The organism is Methanobacterium formicicum (assembly GCF_029848115.1).
In the GTDB taxonomy this organism is placed as follows: Archaea; Methanobacteriota; Methanobacteria; order Methanobacteriales; family Methanobacteriaceae; genus Methanobacterium; species Methanobacterium formicicum.
This window is the reverse complement of sequence record NZ_JARVXG010000025.1, coordinates 1-15,022: the sequence shown is the minus strand read 5'-3', so window position 1 is coordinate 15,022 and position 15,022 is coordinate 1. Positions and strand designations below refer to the sequence as shown.

The 15,022-nt window shown below is 40.8% G+C and carries 12 protein-coding genes; 5 read left to right on the top strand and 7 right to left on the bottom strand.

The features are described from left to right. Positions 1-167: 167 nt before the first annotated feature. Positions 168-998: a DUF2971 domain-containing protein gene (locus QC759_RS01720; protein WP_279844799.1), complete on the top strand. Its 831-nt coding sequence runs from the start codon at positions 168-170 to the stop codon at positions 996-998. A 491-nt stretch (positions 999-1,489) separates the two neighbouring features. Then, on the top strand, positions 1,490-2,203 hold the full coding sequence (gene hisA / locus QC759_RS01715) for a 1-(5-phosphoribosyl)-5-[(5-phosphoribosylamino)methylideneamino]imidazole-4-carboxamide isomerase (RefSeq protein WP_048073551.1): 714 nt from the start codon (positions 1,490-1,492) through the stop codon (positions 2,201-2,203). Positions 2,204-2,269: 66 nt separating this feature from the next. Here the strand turns inward: hisA and QC759_RS01710 are convergent, their stop codons facing one another. After that, positions 2,270-3,505: a putative PEP-binding protein gene (locus QC759_RS01710; protein WP_048073552.1), complete on the bottom strand. Its 1,236-nt coding sequence runs from the start codon at positions 3,503-3,505 to the stop codon at positions 2,270-2,272. Between the two features lie 208 nt (positions 3,506-3,713). After that, the gene (locus tag QC759_RS01705; protein ID WP_048073553.1) at positions 3,714-5,321 is read right to left on the bottom strand and encodes an oligosaccharide flippase family protein; all 1,608 of its coding nucleotides are present in this window, start codon (positions 5,319-5,321) and stop codon (positions 3,714-3,716) included. Positions 5,322-5,669: 348 nt separating this feature from the next. Between QC759_RS01705 and QC759_RS01700 the strand changes: the two genes are divergently transcribed. After that, complete coding sequence (locus QC759_RS01700) at positions 5,670-6,113, top strand: FAD synthase family protein (protein ID WP_048073554.1); 444 nt, start codon at positions 5,670-5,672, stop codon at positions 6,111-6,113. Positions 6,114-6,375: 262 nt separating this feature from the next. Here QC759_RS01700 and QC759_RS01695 read toward each other — a convergent pair whose 3' ends face one another. Continuing rightward, complete coding sequence (locus tag QC759_RS01695; RefSeq protein WP_279844803.1) at positions 6,376-8,841, bottom strand: pseudomurein-binding repeat-containing protein; 2,466 nt, start codon at positions 8,839-8,841, stop codon at positions 6,376-6,378. A 576-nt stretch (positions 8,842-9,417) separates the two neighbouring features. Between QC759_RS01695 and QC759_RS01690 the strand changes: the two genes are divergently transcribed. Together QC759_RS01690 and QC759_RS01685 are read left to right on the top strand one after the other, a co-directional pair. Continuing rightward, entirely contained in the window at positions 9,418-9,975 is a 558-nt protein-coding gene (locus tag QC759_RS01690; protein WP_048073555.1) for a thiamine-phosphate synthase family protein, read from the top strand. Between the two features lie 269 nt (positions 9,976-10,244). Continuing rightward, positions 10,245-11,249, top strand: coding sequence for an SIS domain-containing protein (locus QC759_RS01685; protein ID WP_048073556.1), 1,005 nt, complete (start codon positions 10,245-10,247; stop codon positions 11,247-11,249). 254 nt (positions 11,250-11,503) lie between these two features. On the opposite strand, the gene QC759_RS01680 is transcribed toward QC759_RS01685, so the two are convergent. The 4 genes from QC759_RS01680 to QC759_RS01665 all read right to left on the bottom strand — a co-directional run. After that, positions 11,504-12,163 (bottom strand): Hsp20/alpha crystallin family protein, encoded by a 660-nt coding sequence (locus QC759_RS01680; RefSeq protein WP_052400002.1) that lies wholly within the window; start codon positions 12,161-12,163, stop codon positions 11,504-11,506. 99 nt (positions 12,164-12,262) lie between these two features. Continuing rightward, on the bottom strand, positions 12,263-13,279 hold the full coding sequence (locus QC759_RS01675; protein WP_048073557.1) for an NOG1 family protein: 1,017 nt from the start codon (positions 13,277-13,279) through the stop codon (positions 12,263-12,265). Positions 13,280-13,653: 374 nt separating this feature from the next. Further along, a complete protein-coding gene (locus tag QC759_RS01670; protein WP_048073558.1) occupies positions 13,654-14,217 on the bottom strand; it encodes a TIGR00296 family protein in 564 nt (187 codons plus the stop codon). Between the two features lie 200 nt (positions 14,218-14,417). Then, positions 14,418-15,022 (bottom strand): TldD/PmbA family protein (locus QC759_RS01665; protein ID WP_279844792.1); only part of this gene is annotated, 605 nt, incomplete at its 5' end.

Below are 15,022 nucleotides of genomic sequence, written 5' to 3'. Positions count from 1 at the left end.
CAAGTGAAAACAGGAAAACACAACTTAAAACTTACAAATTTTTTTTATTACAAAAAAAACCTGTCTTCAAATAAAAAAAATTAGGGTTTCTACAAAGCCTAAAAAATAATGAAATGCATCTTTCAAGACCAACTGAGTTCAATGATCCTTTTGATTGTGCTTTAAAAATGGCTTCGAAAGATTTAGATGAGGACTATATTAGAAATGTTCTTTTAAAACATATTTTTGATGAATTAAAACAAAGAGGGTTTAAGGTATCAAATAAGGAATTCTTTAAACTAAGAGGAAAAAACGATATTATTCATCATTTAGCTAAGTTTCTTTGTATGAAAACTAAACCAGATATATCGTTAGAAAAACGTGATGAATGTATTAAAAATGAAAAAAAGGATTTTAAAGAGGGTTATTTGGATTTTGGTTTAAAAAATAAGATTCATGTAACTTGTTTTAGTGAAACATATGAATCCATTTTGATGTGGAGTCATTATTCAGATCAACATAAAGGTTTTTGTGTCGAATATGATTTTAAAGAATTAGGATTAGATAATCAAGTAACACGTTTCATTTTTCCTGTTATTTATCAGGAAGCTATTTTTGATATGAAAGATTACATGCCGGATTCTAATAAAGAATTTGACAATGTCTTAAAAAAATATATGGGCAAAATTCGACCCGAAGATATTTTAAAAGGATTAGCACTTCCTCAATCAACTACAAAAGCTAATAATATGGCTATTTTTTATAATGCTTTGATTAAGTCTAAAGTTTGGGCTTATGAAAAAGAATGGAGGTACGTTTTTCCTTATAAAAATGTTAAATATAAATCAATATATCTACCTGTTCCTAAACCAAAAGCGATCTATTTGGGTGCAATGGCTGATATAGAAAATAGTAAAAAAATCATTGAAATAGGAAAAGAAAAAAATATCAGTGTTTACAAGATGCAAATCAAACCATCAGAATTTAAACTTGAGTCAAACATCATTTTAAAACGGTAAATTGGGTATAAGCTAAAGATTATAATAATAACTCTAATTGTAAGATGAAAATGTTTTTTCAGTAAAATGTTTAACTTAATGTTTGAGTTAGATAATTACTTACCCTAATTTTTTATCATTAACTGGAAATGAACTTGGCAACATATGATTAGGGTAAAAATAAGTTCAATCATTATTATGGATTCATGATTTTTTTATAAGTAAAAGATCGTGAAATCAAGGTTTTAATGAGTTAGTTCTATATTAACAGAATTAATATTATTAAAAAATCTAAAAAAAATACTATGAAGTGATAATCTGGAGTTAAAATTTCTTTAATAATCGAATTTATACTAATTGATTTAAAATGTAATAAGTAAGTTGAGAAATGCGTACGAAAAAGTCAAATGAAATAGTTTGTTATGATAACTGTTTTTTGTATAACTTAAACAAAAAAATATAAAGAATAAGTCGAAAAAATAGTACGAAATTATAATGTGAAGGTGATTTTCATGTTTATTATGCCAGCAGTGGATATTAAAAACGGTAAATGTGTGCAGTTGGTTCAGGGAAAACCAGGAACAGAACAGATTGTACTGGAAAATCCTGCAGAAGTGGCTAAGGGATGGGAAGACCGGGGCGCCAGTGTGTTGCATGTTATTGACCTTGGTGGGGCTCTGGAAGAAGGGGGAAATATTCCGGTGGTGGAGGATATCCTCAAAAAGGTCTCCATACCGGTTCAGATGGGTGGAGGAATCCGTAGCATTGATGATGCTGCCCATTTACTTAACATGGGCGTGGACCGGGTGATCCTTGGAACCCTGGCCATTCAGGAGCCAGAAGCCGTGGAAACCCTGTCCCAGGAATTTGGAAGTCAAAGGATCATGGTGGCTCTGGATAGCAAGGACTCCCAGGTAGTGGTACGGGGATGGACGGAAAAAACCAACCAGACTGCCCCGGAACTGGGAAAAACCATGGAAGAAAAGGGAGCAGGAGGAATACTATTCACCAACGTGGACCACGAAGGGCTCCTGGGAGGGTTTAAAGTTGAACCTCTCCTGGAACTACTGGAATCAGTTAATATTCCCGTGGTTTACTCGGGCGGTGTGAGCACCCTGGAAGATGTGGCCCTTTTAAGCCAGACTGACTGTTACGGAGTGGTAATTGGTTCAGCACTTTACAAAGGCACTCTAAATTTTGAAAAGGCCCTTGATTATGAAAAATAGCCCTTATGATAAATAGCCCCTTGATTATGAAAAATGAATTTTTCAATCTTTTTGGTGTCCTGATCTCTAGGCTAGTTCCCTTTGTATTAGAGTCCTTTCGGCGATATCCACTACTTTTCGGATTTTAAGAATCTGATCCGGGTTGGTGGATATGGAAGTGATACCGGTCTTCACCAGCCACCTTACAATATCTGGATCGGAACCAGCATATCCACAGATACAGCTTTCAATCCCCTGTTGATTGCAGGTTTCGATAACTGTTTTTATCATGGTCAAAACTGAAGGGTGGGTTAAGTTGAAGTGTTTGGCTACCCTGACCCCCCTGCGGTCAACCGCCAGGGAGCACATGGCCATGTCACTCATGCCCAGGGTTGCAAAGTCCATTCCATCCTTTATAAACTCTTCCAGGGTGAAAACTGCCGAGGGGGTTTCAATTGATGCCCCCACTGGCAGATCACGGTGGGGTTTGAGTCCCACTTCCTTCATGACTTTTTTGGCCTCCTGGTATTCAGAAACATCACGCACCAGGGGTATTTTAACTCCCAAATTATCATACCCCTCCTCAATGAGTTCCATTATGGCGTTAAATTCTGCCTTAAGAATTTCAGGATTTTTAAGATCCTTGTGAATGCCCCTCAGCCCCATTAAAGGATTTTTTTCCGCAGGTTCCATGCTGCCCCCTTCCAGGCGTTTCAACTCGTCAGTGGGTATGTCAAAGGTGCGGAACCATACTGGTTTGGGGCAGAATGCATCGGCTATCAAACGGACGGCATCAGCAATAACTTGGACTAATTTTCCCTCTTCAAGGAGTATTTGGGGGTGTTTTCCCGTGCGGATGATACTGTTTTCAATGCGTATGGATCCCACACCATCAGCCAGGGAAGCCACCTTCCAGGCGATTTCCGGGACATTTAAGTTAACTTTGATGTTGGTGGCCGGGAGATAGATCAGTGAAGTATCCTTCTTCCCCTCCCTCTCCATGAACCCCTGGTAAATATTGCCAGTGTTGCCGTCTACCGTTACTATGGTGTTTTCCTGGAGTTTTTCCGTTCCATTACCGGTTCCCACCACACAGGGTACCTTCATCTCCCGGAGAACAATGGCCACATGGCTGGTTAGGCCACCATAATCCGTGACCACTCCTCCTGCCCGGTGAAGATAGGATAGCATGTCCCGTGATGCTCGGGATACCACTACTATTTCTCCCCCTACGAGTTTCAGGAGGTCCTCATCCCTTTCTATCTTTCTAACCTGCCCCACACCCACGTAAGGGCCGGTTCCAATGCCCCTCACCACAATCATAGATATATTTTGTCAATGATCAGGGAAATAATTTGGGATATTCTATATTAAGGGGAAATTAGAGGATTAAAGACTGTAGAAAAATGTATTTGCCAATTTAATAAGCTATAAGGTGAGTAAAATAAGTTTTATCCAAAATAAAAAAAAATAGAAAAATAGGGGAGGGGATTATTTTTAATCAGCCCACTCTGATTTATGATAACCCAGTTCAATGGGCGAACCTTTCCATATAGGAAATAATTATATTTAATTTACCTTTTAATGGTCCGGTTTTACTACTTAATTTTCGAAGAGCGTTTATATCACTTTTTTTAAGTCCTCCCACCAGTATTAGGGCCACCATGTAAACCAGGGCCGCCAACACCATGACCAAAGCAAAGGCCACATACTTGGAAAAAAAGGTGATATAACTGAAAGGCGCTGCGCCGGAAATTGCCGGACTGATTAAGAGGTTTTGAGGTATTAACAGCAACACTGCCCCCATTATTCCTGCAGCCAAGACGATTCTGCCCAGATCTTTGTATTCCAGTTTTACATCCGCCACTTGAAGGGTTTTCCATACTATGGTGGTCATTATGAACAGGGCGGTGATTGCTGTGGCCGCAGCAGCACCGGTGATTCCGTAAATAGGCACTAAATACATACTCAAGGCCACGTCCAATATAACTCCCGCAACTAAAATAACCATGGGAAGGTATGGTTTTCCCAATCCTTGAGCTATACTGGAAGAAACCGTGTAGATAGTGAAAAATAACATTCCCACCGATAATATCTGTAAAGCCATGGCCCCATTCATGTATGCCGAATTAACGTAAAGTAATTTCATTATGGGGGTGGCAAAGATAAAGGTCCCCACACACATGGGAACCACCAACAGACTGACGTAGCGATAGGACTGGTTTACATAGCTTTTAAGTACGTGCCGGTTTTCCAATCCCATAGCTTCGGCTGTGGCCGGTAGAACAGCCGTGGCCACTGCCATGGAAATTATGAGGGGTAAACGGGCCACTGGAGTGGCTGCACCGTAAAAACCCAGCTGTTCACTGGCCAGATAAGCCCCGACAATGTAGTTTCCAATGGCATCGAATAAAGCAGTTTCCGCCAGTCCGGTTACCAGAACAGGAAAGGCAAAAATAATAAGCACCTTAGCCAGGGATAATTCCTGTTTAAGGGTAAAGGACAGTTTCACATTTTTTAGACGTTTACCCAGTCCCCTGCGGTACAGGTAGTATCCGGCCAGGGCGGAAAAAAGGAACCCGATAGCAGTACCAATAACTGCTCCGGCCACCTGAAATCCCACCCAGATAAGGATGATGGCACTGCTGATCATGAAGATCTGCTCAAAAGCCTTGGTGATAACGATGTTCCCCATCTGGAAAACACCCTGGAATGCACCACGGAAAACACCCACGATCACACTGAAGGGGGTGATCAGGGCCACCAGCTTCAGGGGAAGAGCAGCTTCTGGTTTATGGAAATAGAGATTGGCCAGTGGGTCAGCCATTAAAAAGATCACCAAACTGAAGAACAACCCCAGAACAATCACGATTTTTAGGGAGGTGTGAATTACCTGTTTCACCATTTCCTCATCGCCTTTAGCAGAATATTCAGAAACGTGTTTGGCAATGGCGGGGGGCATTCCCCCCGACGCTATTTGTATTAATATACTCTGTGTGGGGAGGGCTAAATTAAGTATCCCGAAACCTGCAGGTCCTAAAAGGTATGCGGTGGCAAAACGGTAAAGGTAACCCCCAACACGGAATATGAAGTACCCGATCAGCATGATCAGGCTTCCCCTAGCAATTTTTGAACTCATGATAATTACCAAAGATATGATTTTTACAATAAACGTTCCCTGGACTTATTTTATCTATTACTCCAGAGATTATTTTTTTTATCTTAAGGATTCAATTCACTAATTCTTTATTTATAAAACTAACGTTTATTAAACCCAACCATGGACTGAAGTTTTTTGGTGGTTATCTTACCCCCTGTTTGTGTGCTGGAAAATTTTTTAAGTGATAGATTTTTATCTTGAAAAAAAGATCAATAAACTGACTAAAGACAGATGAACTATGGGCGAATTTACTCTATTTGAGAAGTTAATTAACAAATAACACATATTAAAATAATTTTTACAAGAGGTGTAACTATTAAAACTGTAATGGCTACTGGAACATTTGATTTAATACATCCCGGTCATGGGTTTTACCTGGAGGAAGCAAAGAAACTGGGAGGTGAAGGTGCTCGCCTGGTGGTGGTGATTGCCCGGGAGTCCACGGTGCGTGCCCGGAAAAGGGTGCCTATTGTCCCGGAAAAACAGCGCCGGGAAGTGGTTCAGATGCTGAAGATGGTTGATGAAGCAGTTCTGGGCAGTGAAACCGACATGTTCAGTACGGTCCTCAAAATCAAACCAGATATCATTGCCATTGGCCCGGACCAGAACTTTGACCTGGAACATCTAAGGGAAGAGCTCAAGAAAAGAGGCATTGCCGCGGAAGTGGTTAAGGTGAAGGGTTACCACCGTTCCACCCTGGATAGCTCCTGTAAGATCATCAAGAAGATTAAAGAGTCTGATTTTCCCCCGGGTAGTTTTAAACACTGCTAATCACTTTCACGCTGGAAGTAGCATGATAAGGTTTTAAAAATGGAATTTACTGACTTTGATGGGGGGTAGTGAGATTATTGCCTCCACACTACTAAATCCCCTATTTAACTTTTAGGGATATTCAGGATTTTTATTTTTTTGGATGTTTAGGTTTTTTATTTTTTTTAGGGATGCAAGATTTTTATTTTTAGAATGCTAGGATTTTTATCGAACTTACCTAGCTCCCGCTAAGGGGAATAAAAAAAAGAAAAAAAGAATGTGTTTAAAATGGCAGCGAAGCATAGGTACCTTTATAAGTCCACGTGTTGGTATTCCAGTTGTTGATTACTCCTAGCGTATTTCTGGAGCTAGTAGCATCCGCATTGTACCATTGTCCGTTCACATATATTTGAGCGAATACATGACCATACCAATTTCCACTACTGGTGAAATAACAGTATCCATGTACGTATCTTGCCGGTAATCCAGCTGCTCTTGAAAGGGCCACGACTAGATGTGAATGATCACAGCAATTTGCACTTCCAGAAGTGAGGGTTCCCACCGCTCCTTTCTGGGAGTCGTAGTAATATGAATAGTTTATGTTGTCTCTCACCCAGTTAAAGATGAGTGTGGCTTTTTGATAGCTGGATGTTGCACCAGAGGTTATGCTCTGGGCCAGGGCAATTATACGGGGGTCGTTAACCTCGCATTTGGTAGTTGCCTGCAGGTACTGTTGAAGTTCTGCTGGTACAGAGGGTTCCGTAGCCACTACGCTACTCCATGATTTCATGGTGGCGTAGTTGGGTAAGTACTGGTTTTGTCCGTAGAATGCAACCACTCTACTGTAAAGGTAGAGCAGTGATTCGAATCTTAGTTTTCCCAGGGATGTTGAACCGTAGTTGGGTGCTATACCATTGGAATCCATGAAGGATTTTACACGGTTAGCCAGGTCAACATACTCAGTTTTATCCAAGTTTCCACTGGTCATTTGTTCTAGAGGACTTGATGCTACCGAAACACTGGGTAAAACTATGAGGCTGGTGATGCCGCTATTTAGTTGAGATGTGCATGTGGTGAGTAAATACAGGAACTGAGGCATAGAAACTTGTAATGATCCCATTTGTACATAATCTGGGAGAGCATGATAAGTTTCCACAAATCTTTTAACTCTTCCTGCTGCATCAACGATTTCCGCAATGGTGAATGCATTTGATCCAGTAGTTGGTGAAGTAGTAATGGAGTTCCATGGTTTCATTACTGCGAAGTGAGCCTTGTTTCCACTAGTATTGTAGTAGTCGAGGATCATGCTGTACATATACACCAGGTTTTCAAACCGAAGATAGGTTCCTAAACTGGTTTGATATGCGAAATCGGGTGTTTTACCACTACTATCCATGTAGTTTTTAACATCATTGGCTATCTTGAGATACTCTACCATGAGAATATTACCCGCCCTAATGTCTTCAATAGGATTAGTAGGTGCGCTGAAAGTCCCCAATGGTATGGAATCAGTAACTCCATTATTGATTTGTATGGTTGCAGTTACCAAAAGCTCCAAAAACTGATGCATAGTCACTTCAGTTGAACCAACTAAAACACTATCCGGCAGCTTTCCATTAGATTCCACATAACTTCTCACAACACTTGCACTAGCCTTTATCTGATCAACAGTAAAGGTTGTGTCCTGATTAACCTGATCAAAGAAATCTTTGTTTAACCAACCATATCTGAAAAGCGCAAATCCTGATGCTCCTCCAGATAAGGCAGATTTTATATCTTGGTTAATTTCTTCTACAGATAAAGCTACTAAGTTACTGTCACTCTTGTAAGTTTGTAAACCAACAACTACCGGTTTGGTGGAGTGGTTTACGATGTAAGCCGTGGCGGAAGTTATCCAATCATTGTCTTCTTTGTAGTTTCCCTCATAGACCATGGGGACCAGGAAGTCCAGGTAATTTGATAACTGTTCATAATCCTGCCCATAGTAATATGCGTTGGCTGCTCCTTCCGGCATTAGTGCGGCTGATACTGCAACTTTTGCCTTTATGGATTTTACAGTGGTGTATACTCTCTGGACGAAGCTAGTTATGGCTTCTGTGCCTCCGGAGTATTGGTAGGCTGTTCCAGGGTAGCGGACATAGTCCAGGTGAATTCCTGCTATGTTGTAGTTAGTTGTGATATCTGTTATTGCATTTACCAGTGCATCGGTGGTTTCACTGTCTTTAGGATCAACCCAGTCCCCGTTTGCATCTACAAAACAGGTTATCCAGGCATGGATCCGTATTTCTGTACCTTGTAGTTTGTTTATTATGGTCGTCAGGACGCTTTGATATGTGGGATTTGATATGCGGTTTGCTTTAACGAATACATCCGTTATTCCGGCTGTTAATAATTCGTTGACGTTGACGTTGTTTACGTCATCCACATTTAACCATATTCCGTGGACATTTGTATAGGTTCCATCTGATGCTGCCGCAGAGTTATTCTGAATGGTGTCTGTTTGATTACTGTTATCGGATGAACTATTTTGGGTGTTGTTGGAGGTGTCTGATGTCTGGTTTTCTTGTTGACTAATAACTGTATCATTAACCACCGCAGTGGTTGTATTTTGAATAGTGGTTGAGTTTGTGGTGTTTTCTACTATTTCACTGACATTGGTTGTGTTCGTGAAATTTTCTGAAATTGACTGGTTTGGGGTGGCATAGTTAATACCAGGGGCTAGCATTGATGCTACCAGTAATAGTAGCACAGCTAGCAACCATTGTTGCTTCAGTATTATGCCCCCTCAATGTACTGCGTGTCAGTTGAACACAGATAGAGGTTCCTGACACAATAAGATCGGCCTTTTGTGCATATAAATCTTTTCATTTATTTTTGGCAAAGAAACCCTTACATGAGGCTTTTTTGGATTTAAAAGCCTTAGAATTGGAATTTGTGATGGGGAGTCCTAGTCCTGATCCTCCATTTGGGACACCCACCCCTTCTCTAACCCACCGGGTGATGTGCCTTTAGATCTGAGTCTGCTGTTGCCCCATAACAATATTCCCCTCCCCCGGCCAGATTTGAGACAATATTCAGAGACTAGAAAAGTAAAAATGTTAATTATTAATGTTAAAGATGAGTTAAAGAAATATTAACCCTATAAATTAGTTTGAATCTCTTTAAAATGATTTTTTAGTGTTGATTATATTAATCGATAGATTATGTGCTGTGGTGTTATATTCATGTAACAGTGGAAGGTAGGCTAGGAGACAAATTTACTGGAAAATTTCCCTGACAACCCCCACACCAAAACTTATATTCCATTGATTTTAAACTCATATTCATGATAATAGAGAAGCTGGAAAGGGCCGTGCATATTTTAGAGAATTCACCAGAATTTGCACAGTTAATCCCCGAAGTCCGGAGTAACCTGGTAATGGCCAAAAGGGATGCCCAAACCATAGATGATGTGGCCGGGATTCCCGGACGTATAACCAGTGTCCATGGCCTGCCCCGTGCAGTGGCAGTTCCTGATTTTGGTGCTTCATCCCATATGGCCCGACTTGTTTTGGGAGTCATGCACTATGATCCTGAAAGGCGCAGTGCCCTTAACATTAAATATCACCCCGATCTAGTGGAAATATGCCGTAAACTGGGTTTAAGGGTTTCCAGTTATGATCGTAGCAATGAACCAGAAGAAGTGGCCAAAAAAGAGGGTAGCACCATTTCATGGGGCGTCAAAATAGCTGTAGAAAATCTAAATGGTGCTGTTCCTGATATCATCTACCACCATGGTGCCTGGGGAAAAGAACCCATGATGGTAATGGTGGGAATGGAAGTTGAAGAACTGGCAGAAATGGCAGTGTGCCTGGCCAAATTATTCATTTCCCAGAAAAAGTAAAAATTATAAACCATAACCTTCTGATGTATAAAAGCTATCCTAAATTTTTATGAATATAGGTAATCAATTTAAACTCAAACTCCTATTAAATAAGCCATTTTATACCTTAAAAAGGCAATCACTTAATTGAGAAGTTTAGAATACCATGAGAAAGTATTTATTAAAATAGATCAAATTTAGTAGTAATAACAAGTCAATTAATTCCGTCACCACAGTCTGGTGACCTATTTACACTATCAACTATGATTATTACATATTGAGGGACCAAAATGCATTATAAAATGTATGAAGAGATGATGGAGCAACCTCGCTCTTTGAAAGACACCATGAAGGCAGAAAAATCTCACATGAAAGAAATGAGTGAGAAATTCGATGAATTTGATAAAATTTATCTGGTAGGCTGTGGAAGCTCCCTTTCAACATGTTTTTCATCTAAAGATGCTATGAACATGGTTTCAAACAGGAACCTGGAAGTTTTTACCGGTTATGAATTTTTCTATCATAAAAATCTCCAGGAAAAAAATGCAGGGGTAATTTTAACATCCCAATCTGGAGAAACAGCCGATACACTGGCCGCCCTTCGAAGAGCAAAGAAGGAAGGGATGTACACTGTGTCCATTATCAATGAAGAAAAAAGCACCATGGCCCAGGAATCAACTGATGTGATTTTAACCCGGGGAGGCCGGGAAACTGCCATACTGGGAACCAAGACCTACATGACCCAACTCATGTGCCTTTATCAGATCCTCCTGGGAATGGAAACCTCCTCTCAATCCCAGGAAGTACTGGCGGACCTGGCAAAGATTCCCTCAATTACCCAGGACCTGTTAAAAAAGACTGAAGCTGAGAACAAGGCTCTGGCCCAGAAATACGCTGATTACGATATATTCTACTGCATGGGCAGTGGCCCCAACTATGGGCTGGCCTATAAACTGGCCATGACCATGTTTATGGAAGGGGCTATAAAGCATGCCTGTCCACTGTATTCTGGTGAATTCCGCCACGGACTTATTGAACGGGTGGAAAAGGATGTTCCAGTGGTATTCCTTGAAGCGGACTATCCTGGTGATGAATTCACCCGCAAATCAATAGAGTTCTCCCAGAAAATTGGGGCGAATAACCTAATATACCGAATGCAGGATTATGCAGATATAAACCCATTACTGGCACCATTTGTATTAGTAGTGCCTCTGGAATGGTTTGTTTATTACCTGGCCCATTTCAACCAGGAAGATCCCGGAAGCACCCGGCACATTGGGAAGGTTAGGTATTAATTCTTTATTTCCCTCTAATTTTTCCTTAAATCAATACCCCACCCTTTTTTAGATAAATATTTTTGATAATTAATTTTTGATAATTAATCAGGATTTCCCTGAAAAAATAAGAGCTAATTTTTTGTTAATTTAGTTTTTTGTGAATTTAGAATTTACGGCATTTAAAAAAAGTTATGAGTCTGAAAATAATGATTAAACCATAATTTAAGGAATTTAGATAAAAAAAATAGATGAATCTGGGAGTATCCCAGACTTTAGTTGATTTCTAATTTTTGGGTTTCAGGAAGTATTTTGGGAAGTTTTATGGTCAGGGCTGATTCTTCAAAATTGGCACTGGCCTCTTTAATTTTGATCTCTTCCGGTAATTTCAGGGTACGGGTAACTTCTCCATGACCTCTTTCCCTTTTTATGTAGTTTACATCTTCCCCCTCCATGGCTGCAGGGAAGGTAGCAGTGATGGTCACTGATTCCTGGGTCACATCCACGGATAAATCTTCCTTACCCACTCCTGGAAGGTCAGCTATGAGAATAAATTCAGTGGGGGTGTCCACGAGATCCACATAGGGAGTGTTGGGTGCAGTGTAGTCATTGATGGTTTTGCCCAGATCTTCCTGTTTCTCACGAATGGTTTTCAGTACATCGTTAACCACTTTTTCGGCAGTGGTACGTAGTTCTTCAGTTTTAACCGTGGCATTTTCTTTGATTTCTTTACTTCTATCAGAAACCGTATCCTTAGCTTCAGTAGCTTTGATTTTAACTTCTTCCCCCTTATCAGAAACAGTATCTTTAACCTCAGCAGCTTTAGCTTTAACCTCTTCCCCTTTCTCTGAAACAGTGTCTTTAACCTCGGCAGCTTTGGCTTTAACTCCTTTTTCTTGGCCTTTGGATTCCAGTCTTGTTTTTTTCTCGTCCATAGAAATCCCTCACATAACTTCAATAATTATCCAAATCCAGGGAGATTATTCCACTATTAAGGATTCAACCCACTTAGAGAAAAAACGTCCCAAAGAAGATTAGTCTCCCCTATTTCTCATTTCTTCCCGGTTAAATTCCTCTAATTTTGCGATTATCTCTGCTATTCCTTTGCCTTCAGATGCAGCGACCATCAAGGGTTTATCCTCGGTAGTAATGTGTTGTTCAATGTACTTAATCTTTTCTTCATCATCTGCCAGATCCATTTTATTGAAAAGCGGGAAAACCGGTGTGTTTCTGAATATCTTCCTTATCTCCCAGTAAAGGTTTACCTGGTTTTCCACAGGGAATCCCGAAGTTTGGGACGGGTCAAATACAAATAAGATAAGATCCGCCAGGTGTTCCAGGGCAACCATGGCGTTCAGTTCAATCTGGTTCATATCCTCCACCGGGCGGTCCAGAAGCCCAGGAGTGTCAATGATCTGATAGTTCTGCCAGCGCCTTTCAAAGTGTCCGATCTGGATTCCCTTGGTGGTGAAGGGGTAGTCCGCCACTTCGGGTTCAGCATTGGTTATCCTGCGCATGAGGGTGGACTTACCCACATTGGGGAAACCAGCAATAACTGCGGTGGTGGCCTCGGTGTCCACGGTGGGTATGTTACGCAGTTTCTGCTTGGCGTAGTTTAAAAAGTCGAGTTCATCCCCGATACGGTTAACCACTGAGGCTATCCTACCGAAAGCTGCTTTTCTAACCTGTGCTGCACTTTCAGGGGGTGATCTTCTTACTTTATGAGTATACTGGTTTTGTAATTTTTCTAAAACTCCGTTGGCCCAGTTCAACGCTCCCAGACATCTTTTAAGATCATCAACTCCCACCGCCACATCTATGTAATCCTGGTAGAACATAGGGAGTTCCTCTACATGGGGTGTTTTCTCCAGTATCTCTTCAAAGGTGTCTCTGATGACCTGGCAGGCAGTTTGAATTCTTACTTCCTCTATTCTCTTTGATTTGTGCTGCCGGTGAATTTTGGAGGTGCGAACCTTGGCCGCGGCTTTCTTAGCCCGGCTGAATCCCTTGTCAAGCACTTCATCCGGGGTGGGTATGTTGGGTAAAAACATTAAAATCACATTTTTTTCAATTTATATTACATCTATTATACTGAATTAATTCTGAATTAATTCTTTAAAGAATTTGAATTATTTTACAAGTCCAAATCATTTTTAAAGTATTTGAACTCAGAATATGGATAATTATCATTCACATAATCATTATTCACTGAAATATTCTTAAAATAATCAGTGGGGAATAACTTACAACTATTCACTTATAGTACTGGGATTATCTTCCTAAAAAAAGTATTCCTTGTTAAATAATGATTAGGCCTGACAGATATACTTTCTGTTTTTAATAATGTTAAATTTTTAATAATGTTAAAAAAAAGGAAATTCATTGTGGTTTAAAAAAGGAAATTCATTAGAGTGAAATTTCCCAATTAACTCTCCGAAAATATCTGGGAATGGAAACTGTATATTTTCACTCCTTCCTGTAACCAGCAATCCGGACTTAACCCTGCTTTCATACAGGTGTTGGCCAGAAAGTCTTCAATATCCCAGTTCCATTCCAGGGGTACCTGGGGTAATAGAAGACCACGGTAAATACCTCTCTCCACGATTAAACCATCATATCCCACTTCAATCTTATCAAGGTAATCTGCAGGTTTTTGAACTTCAATTAACTCCGGTCGGGTGAGTACACTAACTTCCACCTGAATACTTCCCAGTTCTGCGGCGGTAACCGGGGGAAAACGTGGGTCTCCAGTGGCTGCGCTTATAGCCACTTCTATCACTGCCTGGGCCAGGGGTTTTACTGGTTCAGGGTAGCCAATGCATCCCCGTAAATCCCCGTCACTAGTTAGGGTTACAAATGCCCCCATTTCCTCGTTCAATTTAGGATTGACATTATCGGGGACCTTTATAATTGCCCCCTCCTTTATGTAGGTTTCTAGTGATCTTCTGGCCAGTGCCACTAAAAATTCCCCTTCCTCATCACTTATCATCATATCCCCCTGTTTTTGTATGGATCCCTTCGGGACAATGAGCCCTGTTGAACTAATAAACCCTTTAGGACTAATAAACCTTTCAAGATTAATGAACCTTCAAGATTTAATGAGCCCTTTAGGACTAATAAACCCATCAGGGCTAATGAATAGCTAAGATTTGAACTAAATGAATACCCGATGGTACTCAGATAAGATCCTTAACTGGCCCCACCCACTGTGGCTTCACTGACCCTGGTGTGAGGACCTCCATCTCCTACTGGGGCTGTTTGACCGGCTTTACCACAGAAGCCTACTCCTAATTTGAAATCAGAGCCAACAGCATCCACTTTCTGCAAAATTTCCAGTATGTTTCCTGAAAGTGACACATCACGAAGGGGATCCTTAACTTCACCCTTTTCAATAAGGAATGATTCGGCAGCGTTGAACTGGAAAATTCCTTTACCAGTGTCCACCTGACCACCCCGTGATCCTTTAAGGTAGATTCCATGATCCATATCTTCAATCAATTCCTCGAAGCTCATCTGGCCGGGTTTAAGGTAGGTGTTACTCATACGTACTATGGGTTGGTCACCCACTCCGGAGCGTGCGTTTCCACTGGACTGGATGTTAAGTTTGGCTGCGGTTTCCCTGGAGCTTAAAAGGGAAGTTAACACACCATCCTGTACCAGGATGTTTTCACTGGTCTTAACTCCCTCGGCATCGTAGGCATAGTATCCGAAGGCATCCATACTGGCATCATCCACAATGGTAACCAGTGGTGAGCCAATGGAACTTCCCATTTTTCCCTTGAGTATGGAGTCGT